The organism is Pseudomonas lalucatii, assembly GCF_018398425.1.
GTDB classification, from domain to species: Bacteria; Pseudomonadota; Gammaproteobacteria; order Pseudomonadales; family Pseudomonadaceae; genus Aquipseudomonas; species Aquipseudomonas lalucatii.
The window spans coordinates 1,452,305-1,468,479 of sequence record NZ_JADPMV010000002.1; the positions used below are offsets into that span (position 1 = coordinate 1,452,305).

Annotated in this window: 13 protein-coding genes; 8 read left to right on the top strand and 5 right to left on the bottom strand. The window is 67.5% G+C overall.

Annotation, left to right across the window (positions count from 1 at the left end; genetic code table 11):
- Nucleotides 1-7: 7 nt before the first annotated feature.
- Nucleotides 8-1,063, bottom strand: coding sequence for a biotin synthase BioB (gene bioB / locus I0D00_RS20365; RefSeq protein ID WP_213641591.1), 1,056 nt, complete (start codon nt 1,061-1,063; stop codon nt 8-10).
- Nucleotides 1,064-1,143: 80 nt separating this feature from the next.
- Here bioB and I0D00_RS20370 point away from each other — a divergent pair, with 80 nt between their 5' ends.
- From I0D00_RS20370 to rarD, 3 genes are all read left to right on the top strand, one after another.
- On the top strand, nt 1,144-1,881 hold the full coding sequence (locus tag I0D00_RS20370) for a ComF family protein (RefSeq protein ID WP_213641592.1): 738 nt from the start codon (nt 1,144-1,146) through the stop codon (nt 1,879-1,881).
- A gap of 61 nt (nt 1,882-1,942) precedes the next feature.
- Nucleotides 1,943-2,917: a serine/threonine protein kinase gene (locus I0D00_RS20375; protein WP_213641593.1), complete on the top strand. Its 975-nt coding sequence runs from the start codon at nt 1,943-1,945 to the stop codon at nt 2,915-2,917.
- A 140-nt stretch (nt 2,918-3,057) separates the two neighbouring features.
- Nucleotides 3,058-3,951 (top strand): EamA family transporter RarD, encoded by an 894-nt coding sequence (gene rarD / locus I0D00_RS20380; RefSeq protein WP_213641594.1) that lies wholly within the window; start codon nt 3,058-3,060, stop codon nt 3,949-3,951.
- Nucleotides 3,952-4,243: 292 nt separating this feature from the next.
- Here rarD and I0D00_RS20385 read toward each other — a convergent pair whose 3' ends face one another.
- Nucleotides 4,244-4,762 (bottom strand): glycine cleavage system transcriptional repressor, encoded by a 519-nt coding sequence (locus tag I0D00_RS20385; RefSeq protein WP_213641595.1) that lies wholly within the window; start codon nt 4,760-4,762, stop codon nt 4,244-4,246.
- Between the two features lie 16 nt (nt 4,763-4,778).
- Nucleotides 4,779-5,240: a GNAT family N-acetyltransferase gene (locus I0D00_RS20390; protein WP_213641596.1), complete on the bottom strand. Its 462-nt coding sequence runs from the start codon at nt 5,238-5,240 to the stop codon at nt 4,779-4,781.
- Between the two features lie 292 nt (nt 5,241-5,532).
- Here I0D00_RS20390 and I0D00_RS20395 point away from each other — a divergent pair, with 292 nt between their 5' ends.
- From I0D00_RS20395 to I0D00_RS20415, 5 genes are all read left to right on the top strand, one after another.
- A complete protein-coding gene (locus I0D00_RS20395; RefSeq protein ID WP_213641597.1) occupies nt 5,533-7,710 on the top strand; it encodes a malate synthase G in 2,178 nt (725 codons plus the stop codon).
- Nucleotides 7,711-7,835: 125 nt separating this feature from the next.
- Nucleotides 7,836-9,767, top strand: coding sequence for a putative nucleotidyltransferase substrate binding domain-containing protein (locus tag I0D00_RS20400; protein ID WP_213641598.1), 1,932 nt, complete (start codon nt 7,836-7,838; stop codon nt 9,765-9,767).
- The gene (locus I0D00_RS20405) at nt 9,764-10,468 is read left to right on the top strand and encodes a 3'-5' exonuclease (protein WP_213641599.1); all 705 of its coding nucleotides are present in this window, start codon (nt 9,764-9,766) and stop codon (nt 10,466-10,468) included. The genes I0D00_RS20400 and I0D00_RS20405 overlap by 4 nt, the downstream gene beginning before the upstream one ends.
- Before the next feature lie 474 nt (nt 10,469-10,942).
- Nucleotides 10,943-12,790: a multicopper oxidase family protein gene (locus I0D00_RS20410; RefSeq protein ID WP_213641600.1), complete on the top strand. Its 1,848-nt coding sequence runs from the start codon at nt 10,943-10,945 to the stop codon at nt 12,788-12,790.
- A gap of 42 nt (nt 12,791-12,832) precedes the next feature.
- Nucleotides 12,833-13,411, top strand: coding sequence for an SCO family protein (locus tag I0D00_RS20415; protein WP_213641601.1), 579 nt, complete (start codon nt 12,833-12,835; stop codon nt 13,409-13,411).
- 485 nt (nt 13,412-13,896) lie between these two features.
- Here I0D00_RS20415 and I0D00_RS20420 read toward each other — a convergent pair whose 3' ends face one another.
- Together I0D00_RS20420 and I0D00_RS20425 are read right to left on the bottom strand one after the other, a co-directional pair.
- Nucleotides 13,897-15,663: a sodium:solute symporter family protein gene (locus I0D00_RS20420; RefSeq protein ID WP_213641602.1), complete on the bottom strand. Its 1,767-nt coding sequence runs from the start codon at nt 15,661-15,663 to the stop codon at nt 13,897-13,899.
- Nucleotides 15,664-15,674: 11 nt separating this feature from the next.
- Nucleotides 15,675-15,941: a DUF4212 domain-containing protein gene (locus tag I0D00_RS20425; RefSeq protein ID WP_213641603.1), complete on the bottom strand. Its 267-nt coding sequence runs from the start codon at nt 15,939-15,941 to the stop codon at nt 15,675-15,677.
- Nucleotides 15,942-16,175: the final 234 nt, after the last annotated feature.

Genomic DNA, 16,175 nt, shown 5'->3' on the forward strand with positions numbered 1-16,175 from the left:
CCCGACTTCAGACCGCGGCGTTATAGAACAGCTGGGAGTCGCGCTGCTCGGTCAACGCCTGCTCGATGGCGGCCTGGTGCACCTCGTCGGCGTGCTCCTGGCGCTCCTCGGGCTTGATGCCGAGGCGGGCGAACAGCTGCATGTCCTTGTCGGCCTGGGGGTTGGCGGTGGTCAGCAGCTTCTCGCCGTAGAAGATCGAGTTGGCGCCGGCGAAGAAGGCCAGGGCCTGCATCTGCTCGTTCATCGCCTCGCGGCCGGCGGACAGGCGCACGTGGGACTTGGGCATCATGATCCGCGCCACGGCGAGCATGCGGATGAAGTCGAAGGGGTCGACGTCCTGCTCATCCGCCAGCGGCGTGCCCTGGACCTTGACCAGCATGTTGATCGGCACCGACTCCGGATGCTCCGGCAGGTTGGCCAGCTGGATCAGCAGGCCGGCGCGGTCGTCCAGCGACTCGCCCATGCCGAGGATGCCGCCGGAGCAGATCTTCATACCCGACTCGCGCACGTGGGCCAGGGTCTCCAGGCGCTCGGAATAGGTGCGGGTGGTGATGATGTTGCCGTAGAACTCCGGCGAGGTATCCAGGTTGTGGTTGTAGTAGTCGAGGCCCGCCTCGGCCAGGGCCTGGGTCTGCTCCTTGCTCAGCTTGCCCAGGGTCATGCAGGTCTCCAGGCCCAGGGCCTTGACCCCTTCGACCATCTTCAGCACATAGGGCATGTCCTTGGCCGAGGGGTGCTTCCAGGCCGCGCCCATGCAGAAGCGGGTGGAGCCGATGGCCTTGGCCTCGGCCGCCGCCTCCAGCACCTTCTGCACCTCCATCAGCTTTTCCTTGTCCAGGCCGGTGTTGTAGTGGCCGGACTGCGGGCAGTACTTGCAGTCTTCCGGACAGGCGCCGGTCTTGATCGACAGCAGGGTCGAGACCTGCACGCGGTTGGCGTCGAAATGCGCGCGGTGCACGGTCTGCGCCTGGAACAGCAGGTCGTTGAAGGGTTGCTGGAAGAGCGCCTTGACCTCGGCGGGAGTCCAATCGTGACGCAGGTTGGCGGCGGTGGTAGCGCTCATGGATGATTCCTTGTTGGGGGCAACGGCCTGCTAGAGTCGACAGGCACTACACGGATGTGCGGCATCTTTATGGAAGGCCTATGCGCTGTCAACCTGGCAAGCAGCCTGCGGTTTACCAATGGCTGAAAAACAAACAATATTGCACGCTGTGCGATGAAGCCGCCGACCTGCCCCACGCCCTGTGCAGCAGCTGCGAGGGCGAGCTGCCCTGGCTGGGCGAACACTGCCAGGTCTGCGCGCTGCCACTGTCCGCTGCCGGGCTGACCTGCGGCGCCTGCCTGCACCGGCCGCCGAGCTTCGACCGGGTCACCGCGCCGTGGCGCTACGCCTTCCCGGTGGACAGCCTGATCACCCGTTTCAAGCACCAGGCCCAGTGGCCCTTGGGACGCCTGCTCGGCGAGCTCCTGTCACATCACCTGCGCCACGCCTTCGCGGACGGCCTGCCCCGCCCCGAGCTGCTGCTGGCGGTGCCCCTGGCCGCGCGCCGCCAGCGCCGGCGCGGCTTCAACCAGGCGCAGCTGCTCGCCGAATGGCTGAGCCAGAGCCTGCACCTGCCCCAGCAGGCGCACTGGCTGCGGCGCACCGGCGAGACCCAGGCCCAGCAACAGCTGGACGCCGCGGCACGGCGGCGCAACCTGCGCCACGCCTTCGCCCTGGCGCCCGAGAGCCGGGTGGCCGGGCGGCACCTGGCCCTGGTCGACGACGTGCTGACCACCGGCGCCACCGCCGAGAGCCTGGCCCGTCTGTTGAAGCGCGCCGGCGCGGCCCGGGTCGATGTCTACTGCCTGGCCCGCACGCCCAGGCCGGGCGAGCGCTGAACGCTCGCCGCCGCGACGGCCGCAGGGAGTACACTGTGCGATCACCGCCGCGGAGTCGCCCATGTCCCACCCCTTTGACGCCCTCACCCCCGACCTGGTCCTGGATGCCGTGGAAAGCCTCGGCTACCTCAGCGACGCACGGATACTGGCGCTCAACAGCTACGAGAACCGCGTCTACCAGGTGGGCATCGAAGACCAGGCGCCGCTGATCGCCAAGTTCTACCGTCCGCAGCGCTGGAGCGACGCGGCGATCCGCGAGGAACACAGCTTCAGCTTCGAACTGGCCGAGTGCGAGGTACCGGTGGTGGCGCCGCTGGCCCGCGCTGGCGAGACCCTGTTCGAGCACGCCGGCTTTCGCTTCGCCCTGTTCCCGCGCCGCGGCGGTCGCGCCCCGGAGCCGGGCAACCTGGACCAGCTGTACCGCCTCGGCCAGCTGCTCGGTCGCCTGCACGCGGTCGGCTCGACCCGGCCGTTCGCCCACCGCGAACACCTCGGCGTGGACAACTACGGCCACGCCTCGCTGGCCACCCTGCTGGACGGCGGCTTCGTGCCGCGCAGCCTGCTGCCGGCCTACGAGTCGGTGGCCCGCGACCTGCTCGGGCGCCTCGACCGCCTGTTCGCCGACACCCCGGTGCAGGGGATTCGCCTGCACGGCGATTGCCACCCCGGCAACCTGTTGTGCCGCGACGACACCTTCCACATGGTCGACCTCGACGACTGCCGCATGGGGCCGGCCGTGCAGGACCTGTGGATGATGCTCGCCGGCGAGCGCCACGAGCGCCTCGGCCAGCTGTCCGAGCTGATGGACGGCTACCAGGAGTTCCACGACTTCAACCCCCGCGAGCTGGCCCTGATCGAGGGCCTGCGCGCCCTGCGCCTGATGCACTACAGTGCCTGGCTGGCGCGGCGCTGGGACGACCCGGCCTTCCCGCCGAGCTTCCCCTGGTTCGGCAGCGAACGCTACTGGGGCGAGCAGGTGCTGATGCTGCGCGAACAGCTGGCGGCGCTGGACGAGGAGCCGCTGAAGCTGTTCTGACGATCCTGGGCGGGGCTGTAACGACCGCGTTACAGCCGGCGCGCCGCGGCCCGGAAGAAAAGCGCCGCGGCCGCAGACAAGCGCGGAGGCGGCCGACTAGAATCCAGGGCCTTAGTTAGCTGCCTAAGCAAGGACTCTGCATGGCCACCGTCAACCCGCGCCGCGGGTATCTTCTCGGCCTCACCGCCTACATCATCTGGGGCCTGTTCCCCCTCTATTTCAAAGCCATCCAGAGCGTTCCCGCCCTGGAGATCGTCGTCCATCGCGCGCTCTGGTCCGCGCTGTTCGGCGGCGCCCTGCTGCTGCTGTGGAAGCACCCGGGCTGGCTGCGCGAGCTGCGCGACAACCCCAGGCGCCTCGCCGTGCTGGCGGCCTGCGGCGTGCTGATCGCCAGCAACTGGCTGATCTACGTCTGGGCGGTGAACAACGAGCGCATGCTCGAGGCCAGCCTGGGCTACTACATCAATCCGCTGGTCAACGTGCTGCTCGGCCTGCTGCTACTCGGCGAGCGTCTGCGCCGCCTGCAATGGCTGGCCGTGGGCCTGGCCGCCCTGGGCGTGGCGCAGCAGGTCTGGCAGGTCGGCAGCCTGCCCTGGGTATCCCTGGCCCTGGCCCTGACCTTCGGTTTCTACGGGCTGATCCGCAAGCAGGCGCCGGTCGCCGCGCTGCCCGGCCTGGTGGTGGAAACCTGGCTGCTGCTGCCGCTGGCCCTCGGCTGGCTGCTGCTGAACCCCGCGGCGGTGAGCAGCCAGGCGCCCTTCTGGAGCAGCTCGGAGGCCCTCTGGCTGATCGCCGCCGGCCCCATCACCCTGGTGCCCCTGGTGTGCTTCAACGCCGCCGCCCGACACCTGCCCTACACCACCCTGGGCTTCCTGCAGTACATCGCCCCGACCCTGGTGCTGGTGCTGGCGGTATGGGTGTTCGGCGAGCAGTTCGACCCGAGCCGCCTGCTGGCCTTCATCTGCATCTGGGCCGGCCTGGCGCTGTACAGCCTGGATGCCTGGCTGACCCTGCGGCGCCGGGGACGGAGCTGAGCACTGGCGATTACCGGCGCGACGCAGGGCGCCGCCCGATCACGGCCGGCGGGGCCCGGGCACTGGCCAGAAAACACCCAGGCTGGCGCACCCCGCGGCGCGCCTGGGGTCGCGCCAGTCATCCCGTGCTTATCCACAGAACGATCCCCGGCCTTTGTGAACAAGCCGTTGAATTTGCTGATTTTTTGATCGATTCGCGGCGCGCCTCGAGGCACTAGCGGCGGCGCCGGCACTCCCCAGCTTATCCACAGCGATACGCACTGGGGCCGTGGATATCGCACGCCGGCGTCGGCTAGCCCTCGCTGCGCAGGTTGAGTTCGACCATCAGGTCGTCGGCGAGGGTCTCCAGCTTGGCCTGCAGCACCTCCAGCGCCAGGCCCTGCGGCACCGCCAGCAGCGCCTCGGCATGGAACAGCGGCTCGCTGCTCATGGGCGCCGGCATGACCTCGGTGATCAGGCTCTCCAGATTGACCCCCTGCCCGGTGAGCAGGCTGGTGATGTCGCGGATGATGCCCGGCCGGTCGTTGCCGACCAGGTCGAGGTGGATGGGCTTCCAGCCGCTCGACGGCTCGCTGCCGCTCTCCGCCAGCAGCACGCGAATGCCCTGGGCCGAGAGCCCCTGCAGTTCGCCGACCAGCGCGGCACGGGCCTCGGCAGGCACGGCGACGCGCAGTATCCCGGCAAACTGCCCGGCCATGCGCGACATGCGGCTCTCCAGCCAGTTGCCGCCGTGGTTGGCCACGCATTGGGCGACCCGCTCGACCAGGCCCGGTTGGTCCTGGGCGATGACTGTAAGTACCAGATGATCCATGGAAAGCCCCTCGTCGTCAGCGGCCGCCGTGCTCGGGCAGGCCTAGCCAGTAGGTATAGAACATGTCGTCGCGCACATAGCCCAGGCGCTCGTACAGCGCCTGTCCCTCCAGATTGTCCTTCGCCGTCTCCAGTTGCAAGCCGCAGGCTCCGGACGCCTCGGCATGGGCACGGGCGGCATTCATCAGCGCCTCGCCGAGGCCGCGCCGGCGTGCCGCCGGTGCCACATAGAGATCGCTCAGCAGCCAGGCCGGCCGCAGTGCCAGGGAGGCGATGAACGGATAGAGCTGGACGAACCCCTGCGCCTGCCCGGCCGGATCGCGTCCCAGCAGCAGCGCCGAATCGCCCCGCGCCAGGCGCTCGGCGAGAAAGCGGCGCACCTGCGGCAGCGGCCTGTCCACCTCATAGAACTGCAGATAGGCGGCGAACAGTCCTGCCAGTTCGTCGAGATCTGCCGTGGTGGCCGCCGTTATGGGCATCGTTAGACTCCGGATGATGGAGCCCGCAGTATAGGCCGCGGCCACGCGAGGGCGACGCCGACAATTAGCCGTGTACCGTTCCATTATTTTTATGAAACAATAATTACAGATCCTGAGAACAAAACAGCCCATACGTGACTGCAAAGCACTTTACGGTCGCGGAGCGACGCGCACCCGCTGATTTTCCGAATATCTTGATGTAGTATGCCGCGCCACGGACTACAAGACGTCAACCCCAGGTTCCAAGCGGCTATTGAGTAGAGCTGAAGAGCTGAGCAGAGTGAGGCAAGTGATGACTGAACGCGTTCAAGTCGGTGGCCTGCAGGTCGCCAAAGTGCTGTTCGACTTCGTGAACAACGAAGCCATCCCTGGAACCGGCATCGCCGCCGACAGGTTCTGGAGCGGTGTCGAGACCGTGATCAACGAGCTGGCACCGAAGAACCGTGCCCTGCTGGCCAAGCGCGATCAGATCCAGGCGCAGATCGACGCCTGGCACCAGGCCCGCGCCGGCCAGGCCCACGATGCCGCGGCCTACAAGGCCTTCCTCGAGGAGATCGGCTACCTGCAGCCGCAGCCGGCCGACTTCCGGGTCGGCACGCAGAACGTCGACGAGGAAATCGCCCGCCTGGCCGGCCCGCAGCTGGTGGTGCCGGTGATGAACGCGCGCTTCGCCCTGAACGCCTCCAATGCCCGCTGGGGCTCGCTGTACGACGCGCTGTACGGCACCGACGCGATCAGCGAGGAAGGCGGCGCCGAGAAGGGCAAGGGCTACAACAAGGTCCGCGGCGACAAGGTCATCGCCTTCGCCCGTGCCTTCCTCGACCAGGCCGCGCCCCTGGGCGCCGGCTCCCACGCCGACGCCAGCGGCTACCGCATCGAGGGCGGCCGCCTGCTGGTCAGCCTCAAGGGCGGCAGCAACAGCGGCCTGCGCGACGACACCCAGCTGGTCGGTTTCCAGGGCGACGCCCACGCCCCCTTCGCCATCCTGCTCAAGCACCACGGCCTGCACTTCGAGATCCAGATCGACGCCAGCAGCCCGATCGGCAGCACCGATGCCGCCGGGGTCAAGGACGTGCTGATGGAGGCCGCCCTGACCACCATCATGGACTGCGAGGACTCGGTCGCCGCGGTCGATGCCGATGACAAGGTGGTGGTCTACCGCAACTGGCTGGGCCTGATGAAGGGCGACCTGACGGAGCAGGTGTCCAAGGGTGGCCAGACCTTCACCCGCACCATGAACCCGGACCGCGTCTACACCCAGCCGGACGGCGGCGAGCTGACCCTGCACGGTCGCAGCCTGCTGTTCGTGCGCAACGTCGGTCACCTGATGACCATCGACGCCATCGTCGACGGCCAGGGCTTCGAGGTGCCGGAAGGCATGATGGACGGCCTGGTCACCAGCCTGATCGCCATCCACAACCTCAACGGCAACACCAGCCGCCACAACACCCGCACCGGCAGCGTGTACATCGTCAAGCCGAAGATGCACGGCCCGGAAGAGGTCGCCTTCACCGACGAGCTGTTCGGCCGCGTCGAGGACGTCCTCGGCCTGCCGCGCCACACCCTCAAGGTCGGCATCATGGACGAGGAGCGGCGCACCACGGTCAACCTCAAGGCCTGCATCCAGGCCGCCCGCGAGCGCGTGGTGTTCATCAACACCGGTTTCCTCGACCGCACCGGCGACGAGATCCACACCTCCATGGAGGCCGGCGCCATGGTGCGCAAGGCGGCGATGAAGGGCGAGAAGTGGATCGGCGCCTACGAGAACAACAACGTCGACGTCGGCCTGGCCTGCGGCCTGCAGGGCCGCGCGCAGATCGGCAAGGGCATGTGGGCCATGCCCGACCTGATGGCCGCCATGCTCGAGCAGAAGGTCGCCCATCCGCTGTCCGGCGCCAACACCGCCTGGGTACCCTCGCCGACCGCCGCCACCCTGCACGCCCTGCACTACCACCAGGTCGACGTGTTCGCCCGCCAGGCCGAACTGGCCCAGCGCACACCGGCTTCGGTCGACGACATCCTGAGCATCCCCCTGGCGGCCGACACCAACTGGTCCGCCGAGGAGATCCAGAACGAACTGGACAACAACGCCCAGGGCATCCTCGGCTACGTGGTGCGCTGGATCGACCAGGGCGTCGGCTGCTCCAAGGTGCCGGACATCCACGACGTCGGCCTGATGGAGGACCGCGCCACCCTGCGCATCTCCAGCCAGCTGCTGGCCAACTGGCTGCGCCACGGCATCGCCAGCGAGGCGCAGATCGTCGAGAGCCTCAAGCGCATGGCCCCGGTGGTCGACCGGCAGAACGCCCATGACCCGCTGTACCGGCCGATGGCGCCGGACTTCGACAGCAACATCGCCTTCCAGGCCGCCCTGGAACTGGTGGTCGAAGGCGCCAAGCAGCCCAACGGCTACACCGAACCGGTGCTGCACCGCCGTCGCCGCGAGTTCAAGGCGAAGAACGGCCTGTAACCTGCACCTGCTGCGCCAAGGAACCGCCCTCCGGGGCGGTTTTTTTATGCTCTAGACTTAGGTCCAATGGGCAGCCGCCCCCCTGCGGTCGACCATAGCCCCCCAGTGAACAGTCGAGACCGCCCATGAGCAAAGCGGACGCCTTCGCCCAGGCGGGCAAGGCCGCGGTGATGCAGAACATCCACGGCACCATGGAGTTCCTGCAGAAGTTCCCGCCCTTCAACCAGATGGACACGGCCCACCTGGCCTACCTGGTGGAGCATTGCCAGCTGCGCTTCTACGGCGAGGGCGAGACCATCATCAAGCCGGCCGACGGCCCGGTCGAACACTTCTACATCGTCAAGCAGGGCCGGGTCCACGGCGAGCGGCCGCACTCGGCGCGGCGCGGCACGGAGACCACCTTCGAGATCAGCAGCGGCGAGTGCTTCCCCCTGGCCGCACTGATCGGCGAGCGCGCCACCCGTACCGAGCACCTGGCCGCCGAAGACACCTTCTGCCTGCTGCTGGGCAAGGCGGCCTTCATCAAGCTGTTCGGCGTGTCCAACCCGCTGCGCGACTTCGCCCTGCGCGGGGTCAGCAGCCTGCTCGACCAGGTCAACCAGCAGGTGCAACTGCGGGCGGTGGAGACCCTCGGCGCGCAGTACTCCCTGGACACCCGCCTGGGCGAGCTGGCCATGCGCCAGCCGATCGCCTGCGCCCCCGGTACGCCGCTGCGCGAGGCGGTCAAGCTGATGCACGAGCAGCACGTCGGCAGCATCGTCATCGTCGACCCGGAACACAGGTCCCAGGGCATCTTCACCCTGCGCGACCTGCGCCGGGTGATCGCCGACGGCGAGTCGCTGGAGCAGCCGATCGAGCGCCTGATGACGCTCCGGCCCTTCCACCTGCCGCCGGATGCCAGCGCCTTCGACGCCGCCATCGCCATGACCGAGCGGCACATCGCCCACGTCTGCCTGGTGGAGCACGAGAAGCTCTGCGGCGTGGTCTCCGAGCGCGACCTGTTCTCCCTGCAGCGGGTCGACCTGGTGCACCTGGCGCGCACCATCCGCCATGCCGGACGGATCGAGACCCTGAGTGCCCTGCGCGGCGACATCCGCCAGCTGGTCGACCGCATGCTCGCCCACGGCGCCAGCTCGACCCAGATCACCCATATCATCACCCTGCTCAACGACCATACGGTGTGCCGGGTGATCGAGCTGACGATCGAGGACCTGGGCGACCCCGGCGTGCCCTTCACCTGGCTGTGCTTCGGCAGCGAGGGACGCCGCGAACAGACCCTGCACACCGACCAGGACAACGGCATCCTGTTCGAGGCCGCGGACAAGACCGCGGCCGCCGAGATGCGCCGGCGCCTGCTGCCGCTGGCCGGCGAAATCAACCAGCGCCTGGCGCAGTGCGGCTTCACCCTGTGCAAGGGCAACATCATGGCCGGCAACCCCGAGCTGTGCCTGTCGCGTCAGGAGTGGAGCCGGCGCTTCGCCGGCTTCATCGACGAGGCGACGCCGGAGAACCTGCTGGCCTCGAGCATCTACTTCGACATGCGCGTGGTCTGGGGGCCTCCGGAGGGCTGCGAGCGGGTCCGCGAGGAACTGCTGCGGCGCATCCACGGGCACAGCCTGTTCCAGCGCATGATGGCCGAGAACGCCCTGCGCCAGCGCCCGCCGGTGGGGCGCTTCCGCGACTTCGTGGTGGCCCGCAAGGGCGCCGAGAAGGACACCCTGGACCTCAAGGTGCAGGGCCTGACGCCCTTCGTCGACGGCGCCCGGCTGCTCGCCCTGGCCCACGGCATCGAGACCTGCAATACCCTGGAGCGGCTGCGCGAGCTGATCGCCAAGAAGGTCATAGAGCCCCTCGACGGCGCCGCCTTCGAGGAGGCCTACCACTTCATCCAGCAGACCCGCATGCAGCAGCACCAGCTGCAGGCCCGCGCCCACCAGCCCTACTCCAACCGCCTCGACCCGGACAGCCTCAACCACCTGGACCGGCGCATCCTGCGCGAGTCCTTCCGCCAGGCCCAGCGCCTGCAGGGCAGCCTGGCGCTGCGCTACCAGCTGTGACCCAGTTCGCCTGGCTGACCGGCCGCGGCCCGGCCCTGCGCGAAGCCCAGCTGGATCGCCGCGCCCGCCTGGCGCCGCCGGCGCCGCTGGACGAACGGCCGCTGGCCGAGCAACGCCTGGTGGTGCTGGACCTGGAGACCAGCGGCCTGGATATGCGCCGCGACCGGGTCCTGTCGATCGGCGCGGTGGTGATCGAACACGGCGCCATCGACCTGGCCCAGCAGTTCGAACGCACCCTGTGCTGCGACCGGCCATTGGGCGCCAGCGTGCTGATCCACGGCCTGACGCCCAGCAGCATCGCCGCCGGCAGCGAGCCGGCCGAGGCCCTGCTGGACTTCATGGAGTTCGTCGGCAGCAGCCCCTTGCTGGCCTTCCACGCCGCCTTCGATCAGCGCATGCTCGGCCGCGCCCTCAAGCAGCACCTGGGCCAGCGCCTGCACCATCGGTTCTTCGACGTCGCCGAGCTGGCGCCGCTGCTCTGCCCCCAGGCCAAGGTTGCCCGTGGTGGCCTGGACGACTGGGCGCGCCACTTCGGCCTGCAGGCACAGCAGCGCCACCACGCCAGCGCCGACGCCCTGGTCACCGCCGAGCTGGCGCTGATCCTGCTCAGCCAGGCGCGCCGCCAGCAGCTGGACAGCCTGCCGGTCCTGCAGCAGCGGCTGCGGAGCTGGCGACGGCGGCATCGGGTGCAGTCGCTCTAGCCAGCCCTCCTCCGCCGCGCCGGCCTAGTGGCCTGTCCCGAAAATAACTGCTCGATTCGGATGGCGCCCTTTCCCGCCATCCGACGTTGCCACTCCTCGCCATAGCCCTGCTATGACTCGTCGCGGCGCCTTGGCTGCCAGGAAAGTTCGCTCACCAGTTCTTGAGCGCATTTCCAGGACAGGACACTAGATGCTTTTCGCACTAGGGCACGGCGGTCTGCTTCCAGATATTATTAGCAACAATATTGTTCATATAAAACAACTACTTAAGAGAACATAACAATCAACAACGAAAAACAGACGATAAATTGACAGTCGCGAGTCTCCTGACTTTAGTTGAATGGCAAGCACGTGTTAGTTGTCCCCACGCGCCATGCTGGAGGGGCCGCTGCGCTGTTTCGTTTCACAGCCGTTCTCCATTCGTCCAACTACAGGCTTTCCGTCGGCGGCCTGGCGGGAAGGGGGAGCGTCGTGATGAACGGGAAACGCAAGAAACGTAGCGGCGCGCCTGCCGCCGACTCGGCCGCAGGCCCTTCCAGGCGCAGCTTCCTCAAGCTGTCCGCGACGGCCATGGCGGCCCCGCTGCTGCTGAACACTCGTCCCGGCGACGCCGCCGTGTGGATCACCACGCCGCAACCGGTGTTCCCGCCCAGCCCGCCGACCCGCCCCTGGCTGGAGGAACTGCCCCGGGCGATAGTCCCGGTGCCACCCGCCGACGCCCTGGACCCGTCGGCCGAGGCGCAGCCGAAGTTCGACGACAAGGAAGCCGGGCGCGAACCGCACCAGCGCTTCGACGAGATCATCGCCGCCCTGGGAGGGCCGACGCTCTACGCGCTGACGGCCAAGGCCGTACCCTGGCGCTTCCACCCGGACCTGCCGGCCCAGACCGCCTGGACCTACGTCAGCGATGACGACGACGCGACCCTGCCGTCGACCATCTTCGCCGAGTACGGGCACCCCATCGTCTGCCGTTTCCACAACGAGCTGCCGAAAGACCATATGGGCTTCGGCAGCCCGGTGATCTCCACCCACCTGCACAACCTGCACATGTCCTCCGGCTGCGACGGCTATCCGGCCGATTACTACCGCGAGGACAAGGCCGGGCCGACCCTGCAGGACATCGGCCCCAACGGCGGCAAAGGCACCTTCAAGGACCACTTCTACCCCAACGTCTATGCCGGCTATGACGACTGGCGAGCCGAGCACGGCGGCGGCATCGGCGACCCCAACGAGGCCCTGGGCACCCTCTGGTTCCACGACCACACCGAAGACTTCACCGCGCCGAACGTCTACCGCGGCCTGGCGGGCTTCTACCTGCTGTTCGACCATATCGACTCGGGCAATGAAGCCGACCCGAGCGCGACGGCCCTGCGCCTGCCCAGCCATCCCTACGACTACCCCCTGGCCTTCGGCGACAAGCGCTTCGACCCCGACGGCTACCTGTTCTGGGACGAGTTCCATGTCGAGGGCGTGCTGGGCGACAAGGTCACGGTCAACGGCAAGATCGAGCCGGTGCTGCGCGTCGATGCGCGCAAGTACCGCCTGCGCCTGCTCAACACCGGGCCGAGCCGCTTCTACGAGTTCTACCTGGTCGACACCCGGGACAGGCTGCAGCGCTTCACCTATATCGCCAACGACGGCAACCTGCTGCCGGCGCCGCTGCTCGACCAGCGCCGGGTGCGTCTGGCGGTGGCCGAGCGCGCCGACATAGTCGTGGATTTCGCCCGCTACCCGATCGGCACCGAGCTGTACCTGGTCAACCGCCTGCGCCAGGAGAGCACGCGCAAGCCCAAGGACGTCAGGGCGCCGGGCACCCGGGTGCTGAAGTTCATCGTCGACCGCCCCCCGCCACGGCAGGACCTCAGTCAGGTGCCCGCCACGCTGCGGCCGCTGCCGGACCTGCCCACGGCCGAGGAACTCGCCAGGCTCAAGGTGCGACGCTGGGAGTTCGACCGCAAGAACGGCCTGTGGATGGTCAACGGCCGGCTGTTCGACAGGCATGTCCCCAGGGCCCGGATCAAGCAGGGCAGCGCGGAGATCTGGGAGCTGGTGGGCGAGTCCGGCGGCTGGTCCCACCCCATCCACCTGCACCTGGAGGAAGGCCGCATCCTCAGCAAGAGCGTGGATGACGTCGAGGTACCGATACCGCCCCACGAACGCGGGCGCAAGGACGTGTTCGAGCTCGACCAGACCATGACCGTCAAGGTGCTGGTGCGCTTTCGCGACTTCCACGGCAAGTACGTCATGCACTGCCACAACGTGATCCACGAGGATCACGCGATGATGGTGCGCTGGGACGTCGAGGTCGACCAAGACGCCTGATCGGCGCCTGACCACAACCCTCACCCACGAGGTGAACGTCAGATGAACACACGCAGAGAGTTATTGCTGGGCATGGGCGCCCTGGGCGTCGCCGCGCTCGGCCTGCACGCCGGCGGGCGCGCCAGGGCCGGCGACCGCCGCCTGGCCAATGTCCTGCTGCAGACCCACACGGGCAAGACGGTGCGCTTCTACGACGACCTGGTGCGCGACAAGGTCGTCGCCATCAACATGATGTACGTCGCCTGCAGCGGCATCTGCCCCACGGCCACGGCCAACCTGCGCCAGGTGCACAGGCTGCTGGGCGAGCGCGTCGGCCGCCGGGTGTTTTTCTATTCGCTGAGCCTGCAGCCGGAGCTGGACAGCCCCGAGGTGCTCGCGGAGTACGTCCGGCAGCAACGCATCGGCCCCGGCTGGCTGTTCCTCACCGGCGCCCCGGAGGAGGTCGAACAGCTGCGCTACAGCCTCGGCTTCTACGACCCCGACCCGCTGCTCGACGCCGACAAGAACAACCACACCGGCATGCTGCGCATCGGCAACGACAGGTACCGGCGCTGGACCATGGCCCCCGCCCTGGCCAGCCCCCGGCAGATACTGGGGACCATCGAGCATGTCGACGCCTAGCGCGTGTCCTGCCCTGGAAATGCGCTCAAGAACTGGTGAGCGAACTTTTCTGGCAGCCAAGGCGCCGCGACGAGTCATAGCAGGGCTATGGCGAGGAGCGGCAACGCCGGATGGCGGGAAAGGACGCCATCCGAATTGAGCAGTTATTTTCGGGACAGGACACTGGCACCCCAAGCGTTATCCACGGCGGCGGTGGATAGCGCTGTGGACAAGCTGTAGCGACAGGCGCGCGACCCAGGCGCCGCAAGGCCTCCCGCGATCTGGCTATTTATTGAGCCATTTCAACACCTTAGCCCTGCACTTAGGCACAGTATCTGTGCATCGCCCTGTGGATAAGCTGTGCCCTCGGGCACCCAGGCCAGGGCCGGCGCGGCCCCGCGCGCACCGGTCGTTTTTCGTCCAGCGCCGGCGCCCCGCCGCGTCCCCGTCGAAAACGACAACGCCCCGTTTCCGGGGCGTTGTGGGTTGCGGGCCAGCGCGCTGGCTTAGTGGTCGATGGCGGCACCGGCACCACGGGGGATGCGGATGTCCTCGATGATGTGCTGGATATGCTCCGGCGGCGCGGCGGTGACCTTGGACACGATCAGCGACACGACGAAGTTGAAGATCATGCCCAGGGTACCGATGCCCTCAGGGGAGATACCGAACCACCACTCGTTCGGGCCCGCGGTCGGGTTGATGAACTTGTAGTAGACGATATAGCTGAAGGTGAAGGCCAGACCCACCACCATGCCGGCGATCGCCCCTTCCTTGTTCATCTTCTTGGAGAAGATGCCCATGACGATGGCCGGGAAGAACGAGGCCGCCGCCAGGCCGAAGGCGAACGCCACCACCTGGGCCACGAAGGCCGGCGGGTAGATGCCGAACAGACCGGCCACCACCACCGCCACACCGGCGGCGATACGGGCTGCCAGCAGCTCACCCTTCTCGCTGATGTTGGGCATGATGCTGCTCTTGAGCAGGTCGTGGGAGATCGAGGTGGAGATCACCAGCAGCAGGCCCGCGGCGGTGGACAGCGCCGCGGCCAGGCCACCGGCGGCGATCAGGGCGATCACCCAGCCCGGCAGGTTGGCGATTTCCGGGTTGGCCAGGACCATGATGTCGCGGTCCACGTACAGCTCGGTAGCCGCCTCGGTCGGTGCGTTGTTCACCAGACGCTGGCCATGCTCGCCGCGTTCCTCGGCGAAGGTCGGCGCACCGGCGAACGGCGCACCCGGGCCGTACTGGATCTTGCCGTCGCCGTTCTTGTCCAGCCAGGCGATCAGACCGGATTTCTCCCAGTTGCTGATCCACTGCGGCGCTTCCTCGTAGCTGATCCCCGGAATGGTGGTCAGCAGGTTGGTGCGGGCGAAGGCCGCCACGGCCGGCGCGGTGGTGTAGAGGATGGCGATGAACAGCAGGGCGTAACCGGCGGACTGACGGGCCGCGCGCACGGTCGGGGTGGTGAAGAAGCGCACGATCACGTGGGGCAGGCCGGCGGTGCCGACCATCAGCGCCATGGTGATGAAGAACACGTCGATGGTCGACTTGCTGCCATCGGTGTAGGTGCCGAAGCCCAACTCGGTGCCCAGGCCGTTGAGACGCTCGAGCACCGACTGGCCGGTGCCCACCACCTCGCTGCCGAAGCCCAGCTGCGGGATCGGGTTGCCGGTGATCAGCATGGAGATGTAAATCGCCGGCACCATGTAGGCGAAGATCATCACGCAGTACTGCGCCACCTGGGTGTAGGTGATGCCCTTCATGCCGCCGAGCACCGAGTAGAAGAACACGATGCACATGCCGATGATCACGCCGGTGTTGATGTCCACTTCCAGATAACGGGAGAAGACGATGCCGACGCCGCGCATCTGCCCGGCCACGTAGGTGAAGGAGATGAAGATCACGCACACCACCGCCACCAGCCGCGCGGTCTGCGAGTAGTAGCGCTCGCCGATGAAGTCCGGCACGGTGAACTTGCCGAACTTGCGCAGGTAGGGTGCCAGGCACATGGCCAGGAGCACGTAGCCGCCGGTCCAGCCCATCAGGTAGACGCTGCCGTCGAGGCCGACGAAGGAGATGATCCCCGCCATGGAGATGAAGGACGCCGCGCTCATCCAGTCGGCGCCGGTGGCCATGCCGTTGAGCACCGGATGCACGCCCTTGCTGGCGACGTAGTACTCGCTGGTGGAACCGGCACGGGTCCACAGGGCGATGCCGATATAGAGCGCGAAGGTCGCGCCGACGAACAGGTAGATCAGGGTTTGGGTATCCATGCTCGGCGCCTTCAGTCTTCGTGGACGTCGTGTTTGCGGTCGTACTGATTCATCTTCCACACGTAGAAGAAGATCATCGCCACGAACACGTAGATGGAACCCTGCTGGGCGAACCAGAAGCCCAGGGGAAAGCCGAAGAACTGGATGGCGTTGAGCTGCTCGACGAACAGGATCCCGCAGCCGAACGACACCGTGAACCAGATGGCCAGCAGTATCAGCATCAACCGCAGGTTGTCCTTCCAGTAGGCCGTCGCGGCCTCTTGCTTGCTAGCGGACATGAGGGACTCCTCGAGAGTTTTTGTTGTTTTGACACTTTCAACTTAGCAGCACCCCTGGCAAACGGCTGTGAGACTTTGGTCGAGTGCCGCCGCCACGGGGCCCGCCGCCGGCGACGCCCGGGGCCCAGAGCCACTGCCGCGGCGGCGGCGTACGACCAAGGTCGAATACGGCGGCGCGGGGCGGCGACGCGGCTAGTGCTGCCAGCGGCGCACTGCTAACCTGCCGGCACCCTT